This window comes from Nocardia otitidiscaviarum NBRC 14405, assembly GCF_000308635.1.
GTDB lineage: Bacteria > Actinomycetota > Actinomycetes > Mycobacteriales > Mycobacteriaceae > Nocardia > Nocardia otitidiscaviarum.
Map to the genome: position 1 here is coordinate 1 of NZ_BAGD01000270.1, position 18516 is coordinate 18516.

11 protein-coding genes are annotated in these 18516 nt (G+C 68.2%); 9 read left to right on the top strand and 2 right to left on the bottom strand.

The window, feature by feature from the left end; genetic code table 11:
- Positions 1-177: 177 nt before the first annotated feature.
- Genes ON31_RS34965 through ON31_RS37485 form a run of 3 tightly spaced genes read left to right on the top strand, consistent with a single transcriptional unit; the run spans position 178 to position 4644 of the window.
- Positions 178-528 (top strand): hypothetical protein, encoded by a 351-nt coding sequence (locus ON31_RS34965; protein WP_052373577.1) that lies wholly within the window; start codon positions 178-180, stop codon positions 526-528.
- 33 nt (positions 529-561) lie between these two features.
- Positions 562-2403 carry a type VII secretion target gene (locus ON31_RS38715; protein ID WP_081592842.1) on the top strand — a complete coding sequence of 614 codons (1842 nt, stop codon included), beginning with the start codon at positions 562-564 and terminating at the stop codon, positions 2401-2403.
- A 12-nt stretch (positions 2404-2415) separates the two neighbouring features.
- Positions 2416-4644, top strand: coding sequence for a hypothetical protein (locus tag ON31_RS37485; protein WP_176569406.1), 2229 nt, complete (start codon positions 2416-2418; stop codon positions 4642-4644).
- Between the two features lie 385 nt (positions 4645-5029).
- On the opposite strand, the gene ON31_RS34975 is transcribed toward ON31_RS37485, so the two are convergent.
- Positions 5030-7063, bottom strand: coding sequence for a WXG100-like domain-containing protein (locus ON31_RS34975; protein ID WP_051037970.1), 2034 nt, complete (start codon positions 7061-7063; stop codon positions 5030-5032).
- A gap of 23 nt (positions 7064-7086) precedes the next feature.
- Positions 7087-8049, bottom strand: a complete 963-nt coding sequence (locus ON31_RS30180; RefSeq protein WP_255222319.1) for a C40 family peptidase — start codon at positions 8047-8049, stop codon at positions 7087-7089.
- A 119-nt stretch (positions 8050-8168) separates the two neighbouring features.
- Here ON31_RS30180 and ON31_RS30185 point away from each other — a divergent pair, with 119 nt between their 5' ends.
- From ON31_RS30185 to ON31_RS30210, 6 genes are all read left to right on the top strand, one after another.
- Positions 8169-9269: a hypothetical protein gene (locus ON31_RS30185; protein WP_039818533.1), complete on the top strand. Its 1101-nt coding sequence runs from the start codon at positions 8169-8171 to the stop codon at positions 9267-9269.
- A 130-nt stretch (positions 9270-9399) separates the two neighbouring features.
- Positions 9400-11160, top strand: a complete 1761-nt coding sequence (eccA, locus tag ON31_RS30190) for a type VII secretion AAA-ATPase EccA (protein WP_039818534.1) — start codon at positions 9400-9402, stop codon at positions 11158-11160.
- A gap of 6 nt (positions 11161-11166) precedes the next feature.
- Positions 11167-12726, top strand: coding sequence for a type VII secretion protein EccB (eccB, locus tag ON31_RS30195; protein ID WP_039818536.1), 1560 nt, complete (start codon positions 11167-11169; stop codon positions 12724-12726).
- Positions 12727-12785: 59 nt separating this feature from the next.
- Positions 12786-16730, top strand: a complete 3945-nt coding sequence (gene eccCa / locus ON31_RS30200) for a type VII secretion protein EccCa (protein ID WP_255222318.1) — start codon at positions 12786-12788, stop codon at positions 16728-16730.
- Positions 16731-16837: 107 nt separating this feature from the next.
- Complete coding sequence (locus tag ON31_RS30205) at positions 16838-17155, top strand: PE domain-containing protein (protein WP_039818538.1); 318 nt, start codon at positions 16838-16840, stop codon at positions 17153-17155.
- A gap of 13 nt (positions 17156-17168) precedes the next feature.
- Positions 17169-18515 (top strand): PPE family protein, encoded by a 1347-nt coding sequence (locus ON31_RS30210; RefSeq protein WP_039818539.1) that lies wholly within the window; start codon positions 17169-17171, stop codon positions 18513-18515.
- The last annotated feature ends 1 nt before the right edge of the window (position 18516 follow it).

Genomic DNA, 18516 nt, shown 5'->3' on the forward strand with positions numbered 1-18516 from the left:
TGCGGCGACCGTGCCGCCCACCGCGTCCGCGCCGCCTACCGGAGCGGTACCGCCGGTGCCCCCGGCCGGAGCGGTCGCACCGGACCCGCGCCGCGACGATTACAGCTCCGGGAAGAACGGCGCGCGGTGACCGCTCGACGTCGTGAGCCCCATCCCAATGTGCGTGCCGCACAAGCCATGGCGCGGGAGCTGCGACACCGCGCGCTGGCGATGCGGGAGAAGTTCGAGCGCATAGTCGCACGCCGTCCATCCCCGTCCGGCATGGTCATTCCCGAGGTGAATGCCAAAGGGCAGCTGCTTAACCTGTATCTGGCACCCGGAACATGTGCGCGTTTCGCCAGCAGGGAGCTGGTGGCCGAGATCATGGCCGCCGTGCTGGAGAGCACTAACGACGCACGGCAGCAGTACCGGATCGCGACGAGCGACCCGACCGATCGGCCCCGGCCGCTGGGCGAGATCGTGCGCGAGTGGCGTTCCGGAAACGGTCCGAAGGATCAGATTCCCAACTTTGGGAAGCAAGGAGAATGAACGGCAGGTACGTCAGCGGAGGGAGACATCCGGATGGTCAACCAGCTGCGCCTCGATCCGGATAATCTGCGCGCGCTGGCCGACCGGCACGATCGGGCCGCCGCAAAGATCCGGGAGGCGGGCCGGATTCCGGAGGGCTGGATCGGCCGATTCCGATCTCAGTACGGAACCATCGCCGAACCGATGCGTGCCGCACTGGCGGACTATTTCGACCGGCGGCACCGACGGGCGGAAAAGCAGGCCGCCAGACATGAGCGGACTCGCGACATCCTGCGGGCGGCGGCAAATGAGCTCGAACATCGAGACCACGATTCCGGGCGGAATATCGGTGATCGCGGGCGCGGTTTCGACGCCGTGCCCACATCCGGTGGGCCGGTGCCCGTTTCGACAGCTCCCGCCGCCACGAGCCCGGTAGTCACGCCTTCGGTTGTCACGAATCCCCCCGCCGTGACTCAGGGGCCGTCGACGCCGAACTCCGTGCCGAGCGGCCCCGTAACCGGTCGACCGGTTGCGCCGCAACACCTTCCAGACGATAGTTCGGCCCCGGCGGTGATCCCGGGAGCAAGTGCCCAGAACCGCTCCGATTCTCAGCACTCCGGACTTTCGACTCCGCCTCCGGTGTCCGGTGAGCCCCCTCGGGCACAGGAGAACACCGGGCGGGCGGGCGGCAGCGGGGCCGCACCACCGCCGGGCGGTCCGACCGGACTCGGCTCACCGGCTCCGGCGGGGGTGACCGTCTCCGGTCCCGGAGCGGGTCCTCCTCCGGTGGCCGGGCTCGCGGCCGCCGACGCGCACTCTCGCGCGCAATCCACCGGTGCCGCCAGACCGGCATCTCCCATGACCGTGGGAGCGGCCGCGACCAGATCTGGCGCACGACAGCGTCTACAGCCGACGTCGAAGGCCGAGAGTCCCGACTTGGCGGCCGCCCGTAGACTGCTCGCCTCGATACTGGATGCCGTCGGGTCGACGGCACCCACGCTGGCGTGGTCGGTCGCCGCACTGCGCAGTCCGGTCGGCATGGCGCTGTTCCTCACCACGAACGAGGGCCGGGGCTGGTTGCCGCCCGGTCTGTACCTGCCGCGGAATCTGTCCACGCCGTGGCGACGCGACGATGCGGTGGGGGTGCGGGAATCCGATTGGGCCGCATGGGAACAGTACACCGACCCGGCCCGCATTCTGGTGGAGTTCGCCCGGATCTTCGGCCCGAGGGCGAATGCCAGCCTGACCGCGCTGGTGAGTTCGGACCACATCGATCCGCAACTGCTGGCGGATAATCCGGAAACGGCGGTCGGCGAGCGGGTCGAACCCGCGAACGAAGTGAATCTGCGGAGTCCCGGACCCCGTACCGTCGACCGGTTGGGCTTCGCCGGGTCCGCTGACGCGCTGGCCGAGGCATTCGGCGTACCGCGTGCGGCGCGCGCGACCCGGGGCCTCGCATTGGCTGTCGACGCCCATCACCGGGTGCGGCGAGCCGACGCCACGCCGATGGCCGCGGTGCCGGTCGAACAGCTGCGGGAACAGACACTGGCACTGCTCGAGGCCGGGGAGCCCGCACCGAAACAGTGGTGGGCCGAGTTGCGGCAGGCGGATAACGCCCTTGTCGAGGTGATCCGATCCCACGCGGCAGGGGACCGGGAAACCCTGCGGTCCCTGGTGTTTCAGCGCCGATGTACCGAGTTGGCGCTGCTGCTGGACGGTCAGCCGGGATATCGCCGGTTGCGCGATCAGTTCTACGCGTACGAGCAGATTGTGAAGCATCCGGCATTCGCCGATTCCCGGAAGGTGTCCGTCGGACCGGCGCTCGACGCCGGACGGCCTGTCGTCGTCCCTGATCTCCGTGCCGGATCGGACAGCGGGCTGCTGCGCGCCGAGTAGCGAGGAGAGATCATGACAAATTACGCGGTATACGGCAGCGATGGTGAACGTAAGGATGACACCACTGATCGACCCGACGAGGGGTTTTACTACGCTCAAGACGACCCGGAAGGGGAGCTCACCCTCTATCAGGTCGTGGGCGACGAGCATGTCGAGATCGAATCGTGGCCCACGTCCCAGGATGTCGATTACCGTATTTCCGAGGATGGCGTGCCGTACTCGGTCGAGATGACCGATATCGATGACGAAGACTACGGATCCATTCAAACCGACGGAGAAAATCTGGACGCCGAAACTCTGGGCGAGGTGCCGTTCTGGGGAGAATTCGGCGAACAGACGGTGATGACCCCGGAAGGGGATCGCATCGAAGTGGTGAATTTCCCCATTCCGCGCGGTGCCAGTCCGGACCTGAAACTGTTGATCAGGGATACTCAGGACACCATGCAGGAGGGCTTCGACTCGATCGGCGTGGGCGATCCGGAGTCGGCCCCGGAGTTCACCAACGTCCTCCAGGATATCGGGACGACGAATGGCTGGAAAAATGTCATGGGTATCGAGGATCAATCGGCGACCAATGACGAACACGAGACATTCGCCGAACGCATGGATGAGCGGCAATCCTTGTTCGACGACAAGAACGATACTGTCAAGATCGATGTCGACGACCTCCCGGCCAAAAAGGAAGAGATCCTGGCGGCCCTACGAAGGATCAAGAACGACTTGAAGTCGGATCTCGAAGTGGATCTGCTCGAATTCATGGAGAATCGCGAAGATACTACGCTCGATGTCGATGAGGACGGAAACATCATCGCCGACACCTTCGCGGCCTACGACAGCAACCAGCGAGAGCACTTCACCAGTGTTTTGTACGAGTTGAACGAAACCGAGTCGGGAGCCCAGCAATACCAGCTGCATCCTGATAGGGAGCAGTACTACTACGTCCAGAAGATCATCGACGCTTCTGGGGCCTGGGACACAGAATACGACCGAGCGGTCAAGGAATTCCAGGACAAGGCCGCGCGAACCGATGACGACGACGGCGATGGCGACGGCAATGGCGATGGCGACGGCAATGGTGACGGTGACGGCAATGGCAACGGTAATGGCAATGGCAATGGCAATGGCAATGGCAATGGCAACGGCAACGGTAATGGCAATGGCAACGGCAACGGCAACGGCAATGGCAACGGCAACGGCGACCCGTTCGCCGGTAACGGACTGCAGAATCCAGGGGATCTGTACGAGGATCTGATCAATGGCTCCGGTGGGAAGACGGGGGCGGAGGACGGCGGCGAGACCGAGGGTGGTAGCGGACTCACCGCCGAGAAACTGGAACAGATAATCAGCGATCTGGAGGCTGAACGGGGAAACGATGGTGCCGAAGCGGGGAACGCGGACACCGACCCCGGCGGTGCGGATGGCGGTGCCAGCGATACACCTACACCTACCCCGCAGGCCACCCAGGTCCCCGGGCAGAACACCAACTCTGGTATGGGCGGCATGGACATGCTGCCGGTCGCCGCGCTCATGTCGGGGTTGTCCGGCAACAACAGTCCGTTCGCACGCAAGGAACCCGATTCCGCGCCCGACGAGGACCCTCGGAACACCGACCCCGGTGGGAATCCGTATGCGCCCGACCAGAATCCGGTGCCGATTCCGGGGAGCGAGATGCCCGAAGCGGTGACCCCGCCCGAGGGCGTCGGCCCTCCGCCGCAGACACTCACCCCACGGGGTGGGATGGTGGACGTCAAGCTCCCGGACGGTACGACGCAGAAAGTGCCCGCAGTGGTCGCCGAAGCGGTGAACAAGGAACTGCACAACCCGAACGGCAGTGACGGGCGGGGTGCCTACGAGGGGACGGTCGCGGAGGCGTCGGCGGGCAATTCATGGATTCCCGTGGGCCCGACACCCGGGGGAACCGATGACGGACCCCGTCCCGGCATCCAGACCGGCGATGTGGTGCAGTGGGAGAACCGGACAGCGCTGGTGGTGGTGACCGACGAGGGCCTGAAGGTCATTGTGAGCGGGCAACTCGTACCCCTGGATCCGAACAATCCCCCCGATGACGGAAATGGGCCGTACGGCGACTTCGTCGGCTACTTCCATCCGACCGGAATCGACCAGGCCACACCGAATCCCGATCCCACCGACGATGCCGCCACGGCCGCCCCGCCGCCGGTCACCGCCTCGGACCGGACCGCACCGGAACCGCCCGCCGTGGAGGCTCCGACGCTCCGGTAGGGGCGGAGCCGAAGTGCGCCGCCGCAATTCCGTTCACCGAACTCGGGCCGCGCGGGCGCGCGCCTCCGGCAACCCGGTGGGCAGGACGGGCGATGGCGACCGGATGGTCCGGACGGGCGGTGGCGACCGGGACGGGCCGGACGGTCGGCGGCAGCCCGATGAGCCGGACCGATGGCGGCGACCGGATGGGCCGGACCGGCGGCATCGGATCGGCCGGATCACCGCGGACGCGCACGGTTCGCCGCCGATGCGCCCGACGTCCTGTGCGTGTATCGCACACGATAACGCCTTGTGGCGGAACGAATCCCAGACCGCATGATGTGGGCGATGCCCGCCGTGGCGGCGATCCGCCTGGCCGATGCGCCGGATCTGACCGACGCCCTGGTCAGACGGATGTCGGCGGACCGACTTCGGGCGCGGTGACCCCGCCGGGCCTGCGCGGTCCGCGCGATACTTCAGGCCCGGCAGGCCCGGCAGATTCGCCAGGTGCCGCGGGCTCGCCGGAGCCACCAGGTCCCGCAGGCTCGCCAGATTCACCCGGTTCAGCGGGTTTGTCAGGTTTGCCAGGTTCGCCTGGTCCGGTGGATGTGCGAGGGACGGCGGGTCCGGCAGGGGCCGCCGAGCCCGCCGTGTCGGCTTCGCCGTTCGGCGCCGGTGGGCCCCCGTGGTCGGCGGCGACAGGCCGTGCGGAGGCGGCGACGCCCGGCGGTGGGATCGGCTCCGCCCTGCGGGTGTCGGAAACGTCCGCGGTTGTCGCGACTTTCGGTGCGGGACGGGTGGTTTCGGGCACGGAGACCCCGGCCGGGGTGTCGGCGGCGGGCCGGGTTCTCGACCAGGGGGTGGCGAGGGGCGTGTGCTCGGTGTGCGGTGCCGTGGGTCGGGTCGGGTCCACGAGGTCCTGCTCCGGAGGCGTCGTGCTCGATCCGGCCGGTTTCGCCTTGCGTGTCCACGGCGTCGCTCTCGTGGCACGCGGTGGACTCGCTCCGGCGGATGGTGCGAGGTTCCCGGCGCCACTACCGTCCCGCTGCCCATCTCCGGATGCCGACACCGACGCCGCCGTCGCTGCTGCGGACGCCGACGGCGTCGTGAATGCGGTTGTGTCGGACAGGGAACCGACAGCCCGAGAAGCAGCCGGATCGGATGTCGTGGTGGCCGGGGCCGTATCGGTGGCACGAATATCGTGCTGCCCGTCCGACCGTGATTCGGCTCCGGGACGCTGGCCGACGGGCTCGGACGAGTCAGGCATCGCTCGGACCGGTGCCGGAGTGTCCCCGGCCGACTGGTCCGGCGGGCGTCCGGCATTGCCGCCGTTGTTCGCCCCGGCCGGTTGTCCCGCAGTGCCGCTACCGTTCTGGTCCGGTGTACCGGGGGCTTGCCGCGCGGCATCGGTCGACTGTTCGCCTCGGCCGGTGTCGTCAGGCGCGGACGCCGTCGGATGCTGCGCCCGGGACTCGGATGCCGAGGCGGTCGCGGCGGATTCCGACGGCGTTGTGCCGGAAGGTTCTTCGAGACCGATCGTCAGCGGCCGCGCCGTCGGTGCCGCCACGGTGGCCGGGGAGGCGGCCGTGGACGGATCACCGGCATACCGCGAATCCCCATGCGGAGTCGAATCCGGTGCACCCGTGCCCGGTCCTGGGTCGGGCGAGGCCGAGGTACGGGGGATTCCGGCAGGCTCGTCCATCCCGCCGCCCGAGGTGGTGAAGTCCAGACCGGCGACATTGTTCGCGAAATCCTCCGCGTGCCGGGTGATGTCGGCCGCGTGATCGTCGAGCACCTTCGCGTATCGCAGCACCTCGTCGGGATCGATATGGAGCGTCTGTGTCGGTCCGGCCTCAGACGGGACCCCGAGGGCGCGGCGCGCGGACTCGTAGGCGAACCCGTTGACCACCCGGGCGACGGTTTCCTCGAGCGGTTCGATCGCGCGGCCGATCACTTCGGCCAGTAGGTAGCTGAGCAAGGTCTGTTCCATGGCGACGAGCAGTCGCCGCGCCGCAGCCGCGATGGCCGGACCCATGGTGGCGGACAGCCCGGAGGTGGCCACCGCCGCCGACATGGCCGTGGCGTACGCGACCGCCAGCGCCGCGAGCTCGGTCAGGACCGCGATCTTGACCGTAACGATCACCACCGCCGCGGCGTCCAGCGCGGTGGCGACGACCGTGCAGGCCTGATCGAGGTCGGCCATATTCGTCGCGCTCATGCGCGCCCAGGTGGTGACGAGCTGTTCGTAGGAATAGCCGGAGTACACCGACCCCATATCGTTGATCGTGCCGGTCGCCGCGGTGTGCGTGTTCCGCACCTTCTCGGCGAAGGTGCGTACCTGGTCCGCGAGTTCGCGCACGTGGTCTTCGTTGATATCCGGATACGGAAATCCCAAGAAATTCAGGAAGAGCGCGACTTCGCTCGGAATTTGAATCGCCACGCGTGCAACCTCATACGGCCCGTTTACAGAACCCGTACGACGACGGAGTTGTGGTCCAGATCGGACCAGCGGACGCTCGCGCCGGAATACGGCGCCTCGATCACCTTGCCGCCGCCCGCCGCGAGCTGCACGTGCTCGGGCCCGCGGGCGCTGAAGGAACTACCGGGGAACACCAGATCACCCGGCTGGGCATCGCGGGGGTGAATGCGGAAGCCGCTGTAGATCTGTTCGTAGGTGGTGCGGGGCAGCACCACCTCGCCGCCGGAAGCCTGAGCCACCGCGTACTGCGTCAACCCCGAGCAGTCGAAGCCGCCGCCGCTCGGGCCGTTTGCGCCGCCGCCACCCCAGACATAGGGCGTGCCGAGCCAGCCGCTCGCCGCGGATACCGCCGCGCCCCCCGGTGTGCCGTCCGACTGCCGGTGCGATCCGCGCGGCGGCGCGGTATGGGCGCCGAGTGCCGCGGACACCGGGCGGATCCGCCGCCGCCGCCGTACCCGGCGGTTGGTAGGCACCGTGCGCGGGCGCGGCGGCGCGACCGCCGGTGGCATGATCTGCGCGGCCAGGCGGCGGGCGGTGTCCAGGTCGGCGGTGACCTGCCTGGTCGCCTGCGCGATACTCCGCTGCGCGGTGTCGAGCAGGGCGGGTCCGCTGAACCGGGCGTCACCCACCGAGACGAGGGCCTGCACGCGGGTCCGGAATTCGGTGAGCTGGTGTGCGAGTTGCTGTCTGCCGACCACGGTGCCGTCGCCGGATCGGGCCACGGAGGTGTGCACGGTGCCGTCTCGGCGGGACTGGCTGTCGGCGACAACGGTGTGCGCGCCGAGGGCTTCGGTGTATCCGGCCAGGCCGGACGCACTCTGCGCGCGCATACCGGCGGCGATATCGCGCATCATGACCGTCGAATGACCGGTCGCGGGCCGTCCTTCGCCGTACAGGCCGGCCAGCACACGCAATGTCTCGTCTACATCAGCAGTCAAATCCGCCACCATTCGATCGATTCACCGCCCGCCCACCTCTCGGATCGCCCCCGGCTCATTGTCGGCCCTTCCCACGGTAGGGGATAAACGACAATGGGCGGACGGGGCAGAGAGGTGGTGGCGACGGCATGGCGGCTGAGCTGACCGACGAGCAGGTAGCGGATCTCGAGGAACGGCTGTTCGCGCTGTTGGCCGAGGAGACCGACAAAAAAGAGGACAAGAACTTCTGGACCGTCGAACTCGTCCGGCCACCCGGCGCGTCGACCGGTCTGCAGGCGTACATCGCGCTGGCCGAGGCCGCCATTCAGGGCTGCGTGAACCTGCTCGGTATCGGCACGACCAGTCCGCCGCCGAAGGTCGAGGATCTGATCCGCCCGGTGGTCTACGAGAATCTCGGCAAGGGCGAGTCCACCGAGGCGTATAAGGACACCCTGACCAAGGTCGAGGCCCGCCAGGGCGCGTTGCTGCGGGCGGATCGCAATGTCGTGGAAATCGCGAAATACGTTTCCAGCGAAGAGGATCAGACGCTACGCGCCATCAAGGACATCGTCGGCGACCTCAATGGCAAACTCGAGGCCGTCGGCAAGGCCGAGTTGAAGCCCGCTCAGGAGATGGAACTGTTGCGCCATCTCGCGGAGGCCGTCGCCGCCGTGCAGAACAAGCTGACCGCTGTCGCGGAACTGAACAAGGATATGGCCGGTTCCGAGGATGACGGCGACGGCAAACCCGGCGGCGGCGGTGCGGCCGGTGGCGGTGGCGGGGGCGGTGACGGCGGCGGAATCGCCTCGATGCTCCCGATGCTGGCCATGCTTCCCATGATGGCCATGCCGCTGCTGAACATGGTGCCCGACCTACTGGAGAACCTCAACGGCGAACCGGAGGACGGTGAGGGCGGCGCACCCGCACCGGAAAGCGCACCCGCGCCGAATGATTCGCCCGCTCCGACCGATCCGCGCAACGCCGAGGCGGAGCAGCCGAACCCGGACGGGAACGAAGCCGAGGGCGAACCGGAGTCGCCACAGCCCGATTCGTCGGCCACGGGTGAAGCGGTCGGGCAACCGGCTGCCGACCCGCTGGGGCCGCTCGGACCTGTGGTCGGCGCACTGGGCCGGACTGTCCGTTCCGCGCTGCAACCGGCGGCGACGCGACCGGCCTCGGACGCCGACGACGAGGCGGACGCCGCGCCGTCGGCCGACGATTTGTCCGACGACGGCCTCACCGAGATCTAGGCGTAGCGGGTCCGCGCGGCCATCGCCGCACGTCAGGACCTGTTCCCACCGGTGGGAATGAGTCCGGTGAGACGTTCGGCGGGGTGACTTATGGTGCGGGGGAACGAGATCGGCGGAAGGGACGGGGCGAGTGTCGGGTCCGGAGGACGCGTTCTACACCGGTGTGCAGGCTTTGGGTCTGATCGCCGGCGGTATGCGCAATGAGGAGCACGCGGCGGCCGCATTCAGGGCGGCGACAGATCTGGACCCGGACATGTGCGATGCCTGGCTGGGGCGCGCGATGGCGGGTGAGGTCACTCCCGAGGTGATCTACGGTGCCTATCGATCGGTGCACAATCTGTACCGGGACCAGCAGCGGGCCGGCCTGGTCGATCGGGCCCTGTGGTGCCAGGTCGAGATCGGGATGTACGGGCTGCGGGTGGCCATGGCCGACCGGGACCAGATCGCCATCGCGCAGGCCGCCGCCTACGCCGAGGCGGGGGAGTGGCGGGAGGCCGCCGCGATCCTGGACGAGGTACCGGGTGACGAGGTCGCCGAATTCGTCCGAATGTCACTGTACTTCCGCACGGAACGTTGGACCGATGTGCTCGAGATGCGGACCCGGCGGCCGGTGCTCGACGACGGCCTGCTCGATATCGCCGCCGAATTGATGGCCGCCCAGGCCATGGCGCACCTGGGCCGGTTCGGCGAGGCGCTGCCGCGCGCGCGGCGGCTGGTGGAGGACAGCTCGTCGGGCAACCAGTCGTACATCTGGGCGGACGCGCACTTCCTGTACGGAATGCTGTTGCGGCACACCGGCGAGCACGAGGCCGGCGACAAGGTGCTGAAGGGGTTGCAGGGCTCCGGACTCTGGTCCGCGCGCCCGGAGTGGCAGCGCGCGGTCGAGGACAAGTCCTATCGGCTGCCGCAGACCACACCGGCCGTGATCGCGTCCCGCACCGACGAATGGGATCCGAAGTCCGGTGACGATCCGGTCGAGGTCGCGGCCGCGGCAGCCCGGGAGGAGCGGGCGTCGCTGCTGGCCGAGGCATCGGAGCTGTTGCGGGCGCAGATCGGGATGGAATCGGTCAAAGAGCAGGTCGACCGATTGAAATCCGGTGTGCAGATGGATCAGGTCCGGGCCAAGCGCGGCCTGGCCGTCGACTCCAAATCCCAGCACCTGATCTTCTCCGGCCCGCCCGGCACCGGCAAGACCACCATCGCGCGGGTGGTGGCCAAGATCTTCGCCGGACTCGGGGTGGTGGAGAAGGCCGATGTGGTGGAGGTGTCCCGCAACGATATGGTCGGCACCCATCTCGGCCACACCGCGCCCAAGACCAATGCGCTGATCGACTCGGCGCTGGGCGGGGTGCTGTTCATCGACGAGGCGTACACGCTGATCCAGGAGGGACTGTCGGGCGGCGACGCGTTCGGCAAGGAAGCCGTCGACACGCTGCTCGCCCGGATGGAGAACGACCGCGACAAGTTGGTGGTGATCATCGCCGGCTACGAGGACGAGATCGACCGGTTCCTGGCCTCGAACGAGGGCTTGTCCTCACGGTTCACCAAGCGGATCCGCTTCCCCAGCTACGACCCGGACGAACTGGTGCAGATCGCGGATCACATTGCCAAGAAGAAGGATTCGCTGATCTCCGAGGACGCCCGGGAGATTCTGCGGGAACGGTGCGCGGAGATGTCCCGCCGCGACGCCGGGGGCCGGCGCATGATCGACCTGGCCGGCAACGGCCGCTTCGTGCGCAATGTTGTCGAAGCCGCCGAGGCCGAGCGGGACTACCGTTTCACCCGCGACAATGTGGACATCTCGGCGATGACCGACCAAGAGTTGATGACCGTCGACGCCTTCGACATCACGGCGGCCCTGGCGGGTTTGACACCCACCGCGCAGAGGTAGCACACCGTGGCCCGCTTCCGGGTGGTGTCCAAACACCAGGTGTCCGGATGGCGCTTTCTGCTCCGCCGGATCGAGCACGCGCTGGTGCGCCGCGACGCCTCGATGCTGGACGATCCACAGCGCGGCCGGTCGACCGCCCTGATGATCGGCCTCGCGCTGGCCTGTGTCGGCGTCGCCGGTGCGGCCGTGCTGGCGTTCTTCTCGCCCGCGAAGAAGGTGGGCGACTCGCCGATCGTGGCCGACAAGGACACCGGGGCGCTGTATGTGAACATGGGCGGCCGGATGTATCCGGCGCTCAATCTGACCTCGGCGCGGCTGATCACCGGGCAGGCGGTCGATCCGGTGCGGGTCGACGCGGGTGAACTGGCGAAGTACCCGCGCGGGCCGTGGGTCGGCATTCCCGGCGCACCGGGCCGCATGGTGGGCAGTTCGGATCGCGACTCGTACTGGGCGGTGTGCGACCGAGCCCGGGGCGGGGCCGCCGCTCCGGTGGATCCGGAAACCGGCGTGCCGACGGCGACGACCGCGCCGGTGCATACCACCGCGATCGGTGGCCCGCTCACCGTGGACGGCGACGGCGCGCGGGAACTGGAGGCGGACGAGGCGCGGCTGATGCGCAACGGGCGCACGATCTGGCTGGTGTATCGTGACGGCTCGAACGGCGCGGTGCGCGCCATGATCGACCTCGCCGACTCCGCGGTGACCCTGGCCCTCGGGCTCGATGCCACCGCACCCGTCATGCCCGCCTCCGACGGACTGATCGAGGCGATACCCGAGGTTCCGGCCCTCCGGGTGCCCGAGATCCCCGATTTCGGCACCAGCATGACCTTCTCGACCGGCCTGACGGTGCCGGTGGGGTCGGTGCTGACGGTCTCGCAGCCGGATCGGGGCGCGGAGTACTACCTGGTCTCGTCGTCGGGTGCGGTCCGGGTGAGCCCGGTGCTCGCGGCGATGGTCCGCAATTTCGATGTGCGTGGCGCCATTTCGTCGCAGACGGTGAGCCCGAGCGTGATCGCCGCGAACCTACGGCCCGGGGACTGGCCGGGGACCGAGCACTACCCCCGCCGTCCCGTCCGCCTGGTGGACACCTCGACGCACGCGGTGACCTGCCTGTCCTGGGAGCGTCTCGACACGGAACCGAGTGCCATGATCGATCTGCTGGTGGGCCGGCAGCTGCCGCTCGCCCCCGATGAACAGCGGCTGCCGGTCGGGCTGGTGACCGCGGCCGGTTCGGCGGGCACCACCGCCGATGCCGCCTATCTGCCCCGCACCAGCGGGCGATTCATCCAGGTGACCGGTGATGATCCCGGATCCGGTCTGCGGGAATCGCTGTGGTGGATCTCCGACAGCGGAGTCCGCTACGGCATCGCCGTCGAGCCCGGCCGATCGCCGTCGGCGGATCCGACACTGCGGTCGCTGAACCTCGGCACCCCGGTGCCCGCACCGTGGTCGATCGTCTCACTGTTCGCGGTGGGGCCCACGCTGTCCCAGGTGGATGCCCGGATCCAGCACGACGGCATTCCATCCAACGACACCGGTGTCGGCTTCGGCGGGGACGGACGATGACTACGACACGACGGTTCGTACGACCGGCCCGAATGGTGACGGGGCCGAAGGCTCCGGCGGTGGCCGAGTTGAAGCTACAGCCGCCGACCGAACTGCCCCGGCCGGTACCGCCGTCCAAACTGAAGATGATCCTGCCCGTCGTCATGGTGGCCGCGATGGTCGGCATGATGGTGATGATGTTCCGCGGCGGGCGGGCCATGTCACCGATGATGCTGTTCTTCCCCATGATGATGATGGTGTCGATGGTCGGCATGATGAGCGGCGGGCTGGGCGGCGGCAACAAGGGCTCCGCCGCGGAGGTGAACGAGGACCGCAAGGACTATCTGCGCAGTATCACCGACCATCGCAAGACCGTGCACGACGCCGAAGCCGAACTGCACCGCTTCCTGCGGTATTCGCACCCGGGGCCGGACGAGATCGGCAAGCTCGTCGGCGGCAAGCGGATGTGGGAGATCCAGGCACCGCACCCGCAGTTCCTGCGCGTGCGAATCGGGTTGGGGCGGATCGCCAATCAGGTACGGGTGATCGTGCCGGAGGCGGCGCCCACCTCCGACCTCGATCCGGTGGGCGTCGTCGAGATCACCCGCTTCGCCAAGGCCTACTCCACCGTCGGCGGGATGCCGGTGGCGATGAACCTGCTGTCCACCCCCCAGGTGATCTTCGACGGTGATCCGGACGCGGTCGCCGCGCTGGTGCGGTCGATGATCGCCGAGATCGCCGTCCTGCACGGCCCGGACCAGGTGGCGGTGGCCGCCGCCCTGCAGGATCCGGACGCACCGGAGTGGGGCTGGCTGAAATGGTTGCCGCACAGTCAACATCGCGACGCCACCGACGGTATCGGCCCCGGCCGGATGGTCTACCGCACCGTGGGCGAGATCAGGGCCAAGGTGCTGGCCCAGTTCAATCGCGGTCCGTTCTCCACCACCGCCGAACCCGCGGTGGACAAGAAGCATCTCGTGCTGATCGTCGATGTCGGCGGCTCGGCGAACGAACGCGATATCTCCGGTATCGACGGCTGCACCTGGATCCGGATCGGTGCGACCGAACAACCGCTGCCGCGCTCGCTGCGGTTCACCGTGGACGCCGACCGGACCATCCGGGAGGTGACCTCGCGGTCCACCCGACAGGTCGCCATCGCCGATCGGATATCGGTGTCCGCCATGACCGCGCTGGCCCGCAGCGTTTCCCCGTACCGGCTGTCGTCGGTGGTGGAGGCCGTGGCGGCCGAGCAGGCCAGCGGCGGCACCTCATGGCAGGAGATGGTCGGCATCGCCGATCCCGGGGCGATCCGCATCGACCGGCAGTGGCCGCCGCGGCGGGACAGCGACCGCGCCCGGTTGAACATCCCGTTCGGCCACGATCCGGCGGGTGCGACGGTGTTCCTCGATATCAAGGAATCCGCCGAGGAGGGTATGGGCCCGCACGGAATGTGCATCGGCGCAACCGGATCCGGCAAGTCCGAGTTCCTGCGCACCCTGGTGCTCTCCGCCGTCGCCACCCATTCGCCGGACGCCCTCAACCTGCTGCTGGTCGACTTCAAGGGTGGCGCGACCTTCCTGGGCTTCGACCGCCTCTCGCACGTGACGGCCGTGGTCACCAATATGGAGGAAGAATCCGACCTGGTCACCCGTATGGAGGACGTGATCAACGGCGAAATGGCGCGCCGGCAGCGGATTCTGCGCGACGCGGGCAATTTCGCCAATGTGGCCGACTACGAGAAGGCCCGGGAACAGGGCGCCGACCTGGCGCCACTGCCCACCCTGTTCATCATTCTCGACGAGTTCGCCGAATTGCTGGAGCAGTACCCGGATTTCGCCAAACTGTTCGTGGCGATCGGGCGGCTCGGGCGGTCGCTGCGCATCCACCTGTTGCTGTCCTCGCAGAAGGTGCCCTCCAATCGAATGGGCGAACTGGAGGCGCACCTGTCGTACCGGGTCGCGTTGCGCACCAACCAGACCAGCGACTCACGTGACGCGATCGGCACCGCGGACGCCTATCATCTGCCGAAGAAGCCCGGGTCCGGCTATCTGCGCGTGGGCGCCGGTGAGCTACAGCGGTTCCAGGCCGCGTACGTCGGCGAGTCGTGGACGGCTCCCTCGCCGACCTCGGCCGGGTCCGCGACTCCGAACCGGGCCCGTCGACCCGGCGGGGGCTATCGACCGCCGCAGTTGTTCACGGCGGCCGCGGTCGCCGACATCCGGCCACCGGTGCCCGAACCGGAGCAGCCGACGACACCGGATCCGGAGCCCGAGGGCGAACCGATCACCGTGATGGAGACGGTGCTGCAACAGTTGGCCGGGCACGGCCGACCGGCGCACAAGATGTGGCTGCCGCCATTGAATGTCGCGCCGACCCTGGATCGGCTGGTTCCCGCCGTCGAGCCGGGCGGACTGCGCATCCCGCTGGCGATCGTGGACAAGCCGCGCCAACAGCGCCAAGACGTATGGTCGATGGATCTGTCCGGTGCCGGTGGGCACGCGGCCATCGTCGGCGGGCCGCAGTCGGGCAAGTCCACCGCGCTGCAAACCCTCATCCTGTCCGCGGCTCTCACCCACACCCCGGAACAGGTGCAGTTCTACTGCCTGGACTTCTCCGGTGGTCTGGCGGCGCTGCGCAACCTCCCGCACGTGGGTTCGGTGGCGCTGCCCCGGGACGCGGACCGGATCCGGCGCACCATCGCGCTGGTGAACAACCTGCTGGCGAGTCGGCAGGCGCTGTTCGCCGAACTCGGCATCGACAGCATGCGGGAATTTCGGCGGCGGCTGGCCTCGCCGGAGACCGCGGCCGAGTTGACCGCGCGCGATCAGCACGGCGACGTCTTCCTGGTCGTCGACGGCTGGGATATCGGATTCACGATCACCGGGCCGTATTACGACGAGTACATGCCGACGTTGGAAGCCCTTGCCCTGCAGGGCCTGAACTACGGCATCCACCTGGTGATCAGCAGTTCGCGCTGGGCCGCGATCCGGCCCGCGATGAAGGACATGCTGCAGACCCGAGTGGAACTGCGGCTCGGCGATCTGACCGACACCGCGTTCAACTCGCACCGTGGCCTGGTCGCGGCGATCCCGCCGAATCGGCCGGGTCGCTGCATCTCCGTCGATGCCCTGCACATGCTGACCGCGCTGCCCCGGATCGACGGGGTGAGCGAGGCCGACTCCGCGGCCGAGGGACTCGCTGCCGCGATCGAGCATCTGTCCCGGGTCTACGCGGGCCGGAAGGCTCCCGTCGTGAAGCTGCTGCCGTCCCGGATCGGCTGGGACGAGATCCACGCGGCTCGCCCGGCCCCGCAGACTCTCGCGCAGCGGCTGGTGCTGCCGTTCGGGGTACGAGAATCCGATCTGAGTGTCGCCGCCGTCGATTTCGGGGTATCCACGCACATGATCGTGCTCGGCTCCTCGGGCAGCGGAAAGTCGTCGGTGATCGCGGCGTTCCTGGAATCCATTCAGCGGCAGTTCACCCCGGACCAGGCACGAGTGCTGCTGGTCGACTATCGGCGTCGGCACATGGACGCGATCAGCGACGAACAGCGGATCGGGTATCTGACGACGGAACGCGATCTCGCCGACGGGCTGCCGGCCTTCGCCGCCAAGATGCGCAGCCGCCGCGCGCCGGACGGTGTCACCTCACAGCAGCTCAAGGAGCGGTCCTGGTGGAGCGGGCCCGAGATCTTCCTGGTCATCGACGATTACCACATGGTGGCGCAGCGCGGCATGATGAATCCCCTCGACCCGATCAAGGACATCATCGTGGATGGCCGCGACACCGGCCTGCACGTCATCGCGGCCCGCAATATCGCCCAGGCCGACTCCGCGCTCTACGACAACATTCTCGGTCAGATGAAGAACCTGAACTCCTCCGGCCTGATCATGGACGGATCCAAGCTCGACGGCATTCTGATCGGCGACGTGAAACCCACGAAACAGCCGCCCGGCCGCGGGATCTTCGTCGAGCCTTTACATGCCCGCAAAGACCTGGTGCAAGCCGCCTGGGAGCCGGAATAGGAACGATGAGAACCAATTTCGCGGTGGTATCCCCACTGTTGGGGATGGCTTAACGTTCTGATTGTGCAGCCCGAGTGGGGCAGCATCCGTCGATAGGAGTTCATGCGATGACGCTGCACATTTCTCCGGAACACCTTCCGGTAACCAGTGCCGAATTGGTCACGGCGGAGACGGCTCTCGTCGGTGCGATGAAGGCCGCGGCGGCGGTCGCGGCACCGGTTTCCGCCGCGATCGACCCGGTGAGCATCCTGTCCGCGGCGGCGTTCGCCGGTTACGCCGTCCCGTTCTTCACGACCACCGCGACCGGAGCGGGGCACCTGCAGGCCGGTGCGCAGGAACTGGTGCCGATCAGTGTCAACTACCAAAGCACGGATACCACCGGCGGCACGGTGGTCGCACCGCGCGGCGCCGCGTTCAACGGCTGACCTGGAGCGACCCGTGGCCTTTCCGCTGACCTTCCTGTTCGCGGCACTGCCGCCGGAATTCAATTCGTACATGCTGTCGACCGGTCCGGGACCGGGTCCGATGCTCGTCACCTCGGCTGGATACCGGCAACTGGCCACTGTGCTCGCGGGGACGGCTGCGGCCTCCGACGGGTCGATGAATTCGATGTCGTTCGCGTGGGCCGGACCCTCGGCGACTGCCGCGTCGACCGCGTTCCGCACCCATGCCGCCTGGTTGCGGAAACAGGCCGCGGTCGCCGACCAGGTGGCGGTGCAGGCCAGCGGCGTCGCCCGGGCCTACACGGGAGCCATGGCTACGATGCCACCGCTGCCCGCGATTCTGGCGATCAAGGCGGTGATCAAGGTCTGCCGGGCGGCGGCGCTCGCGGGGGCGCCCACCGGCCCGACCGTCGCCGTGCTGGCCGCCGCCGAGACGGTCTACTACGGCATGTGGATCGAGGCGGCCAAATCGATGATCAAATACACCGGAGAGGCATCGGCCCATGTGGCGGCGCTGCCGCCACCGATTCCGGCACCGCCGATCATCGCCGGTCCCGGCCCGGTCTCCCCGTACATGGCCGTCGTACCGACGATTGGACCCGCGCCGACCAGCGGGACCCCCGCCACCCCGAAGACGATGACGGGTGGCACTGGCGGCGGACCCACCGGCGGCAATCCCGGCGGGGGCGATCCGAGCGGGGGTCAGGGCGGAACCTCGCCGAACACCGGCGATCCGGGCCAGGGACCGTCGCAGCCGACCCCGCAGGCCGAGAACCCGTTACCGGACGTCGAACAGGCGGTGTCGTCGGCGGCGGACCAGCTGACCGACCCGGCGATGCCCGATATGGCCGATCTCGGAATCTCCGAGTTCGGCGGCGAATCCCTGGGCCAGCCGGGCTTCCCCGGAACGTCGACCGGGTCGACCACCCTCGCCGCCTTGAACGGTGGTATGGGCGGCATGGTGGCGATGGGACTGGTCCGAGGCGGTCTCGGCGCCATGTCCGGGCTGTCGACCGGATTCCGGATGCCGTCGAGCTGGCCACCCGGAGTCGGTACCGCCTTCGGGGCACCGGCCGCCGGAACGTCGGGCGCACCGGTTTCCCGCAGCGCACCACGCCGGGGAGTCACCGCACCCACGGCGAGAATGCGTCGTCGCCGCGACGACGAGAAGAAGTCGAGCAAGGCATACGTCCCGGGAGAGCCCCAGGAGGTGCCGATCCTCGAGAAGCCACCCGTGATCGGCGTCATCGAGTACGCCGACGACGAGGCCCACTCGTCACACGAGGGCGGTCCCGGTGACGTACACCGCGGCCTAGTGCTGGTAACTGAGGAAGGAAAGTGAA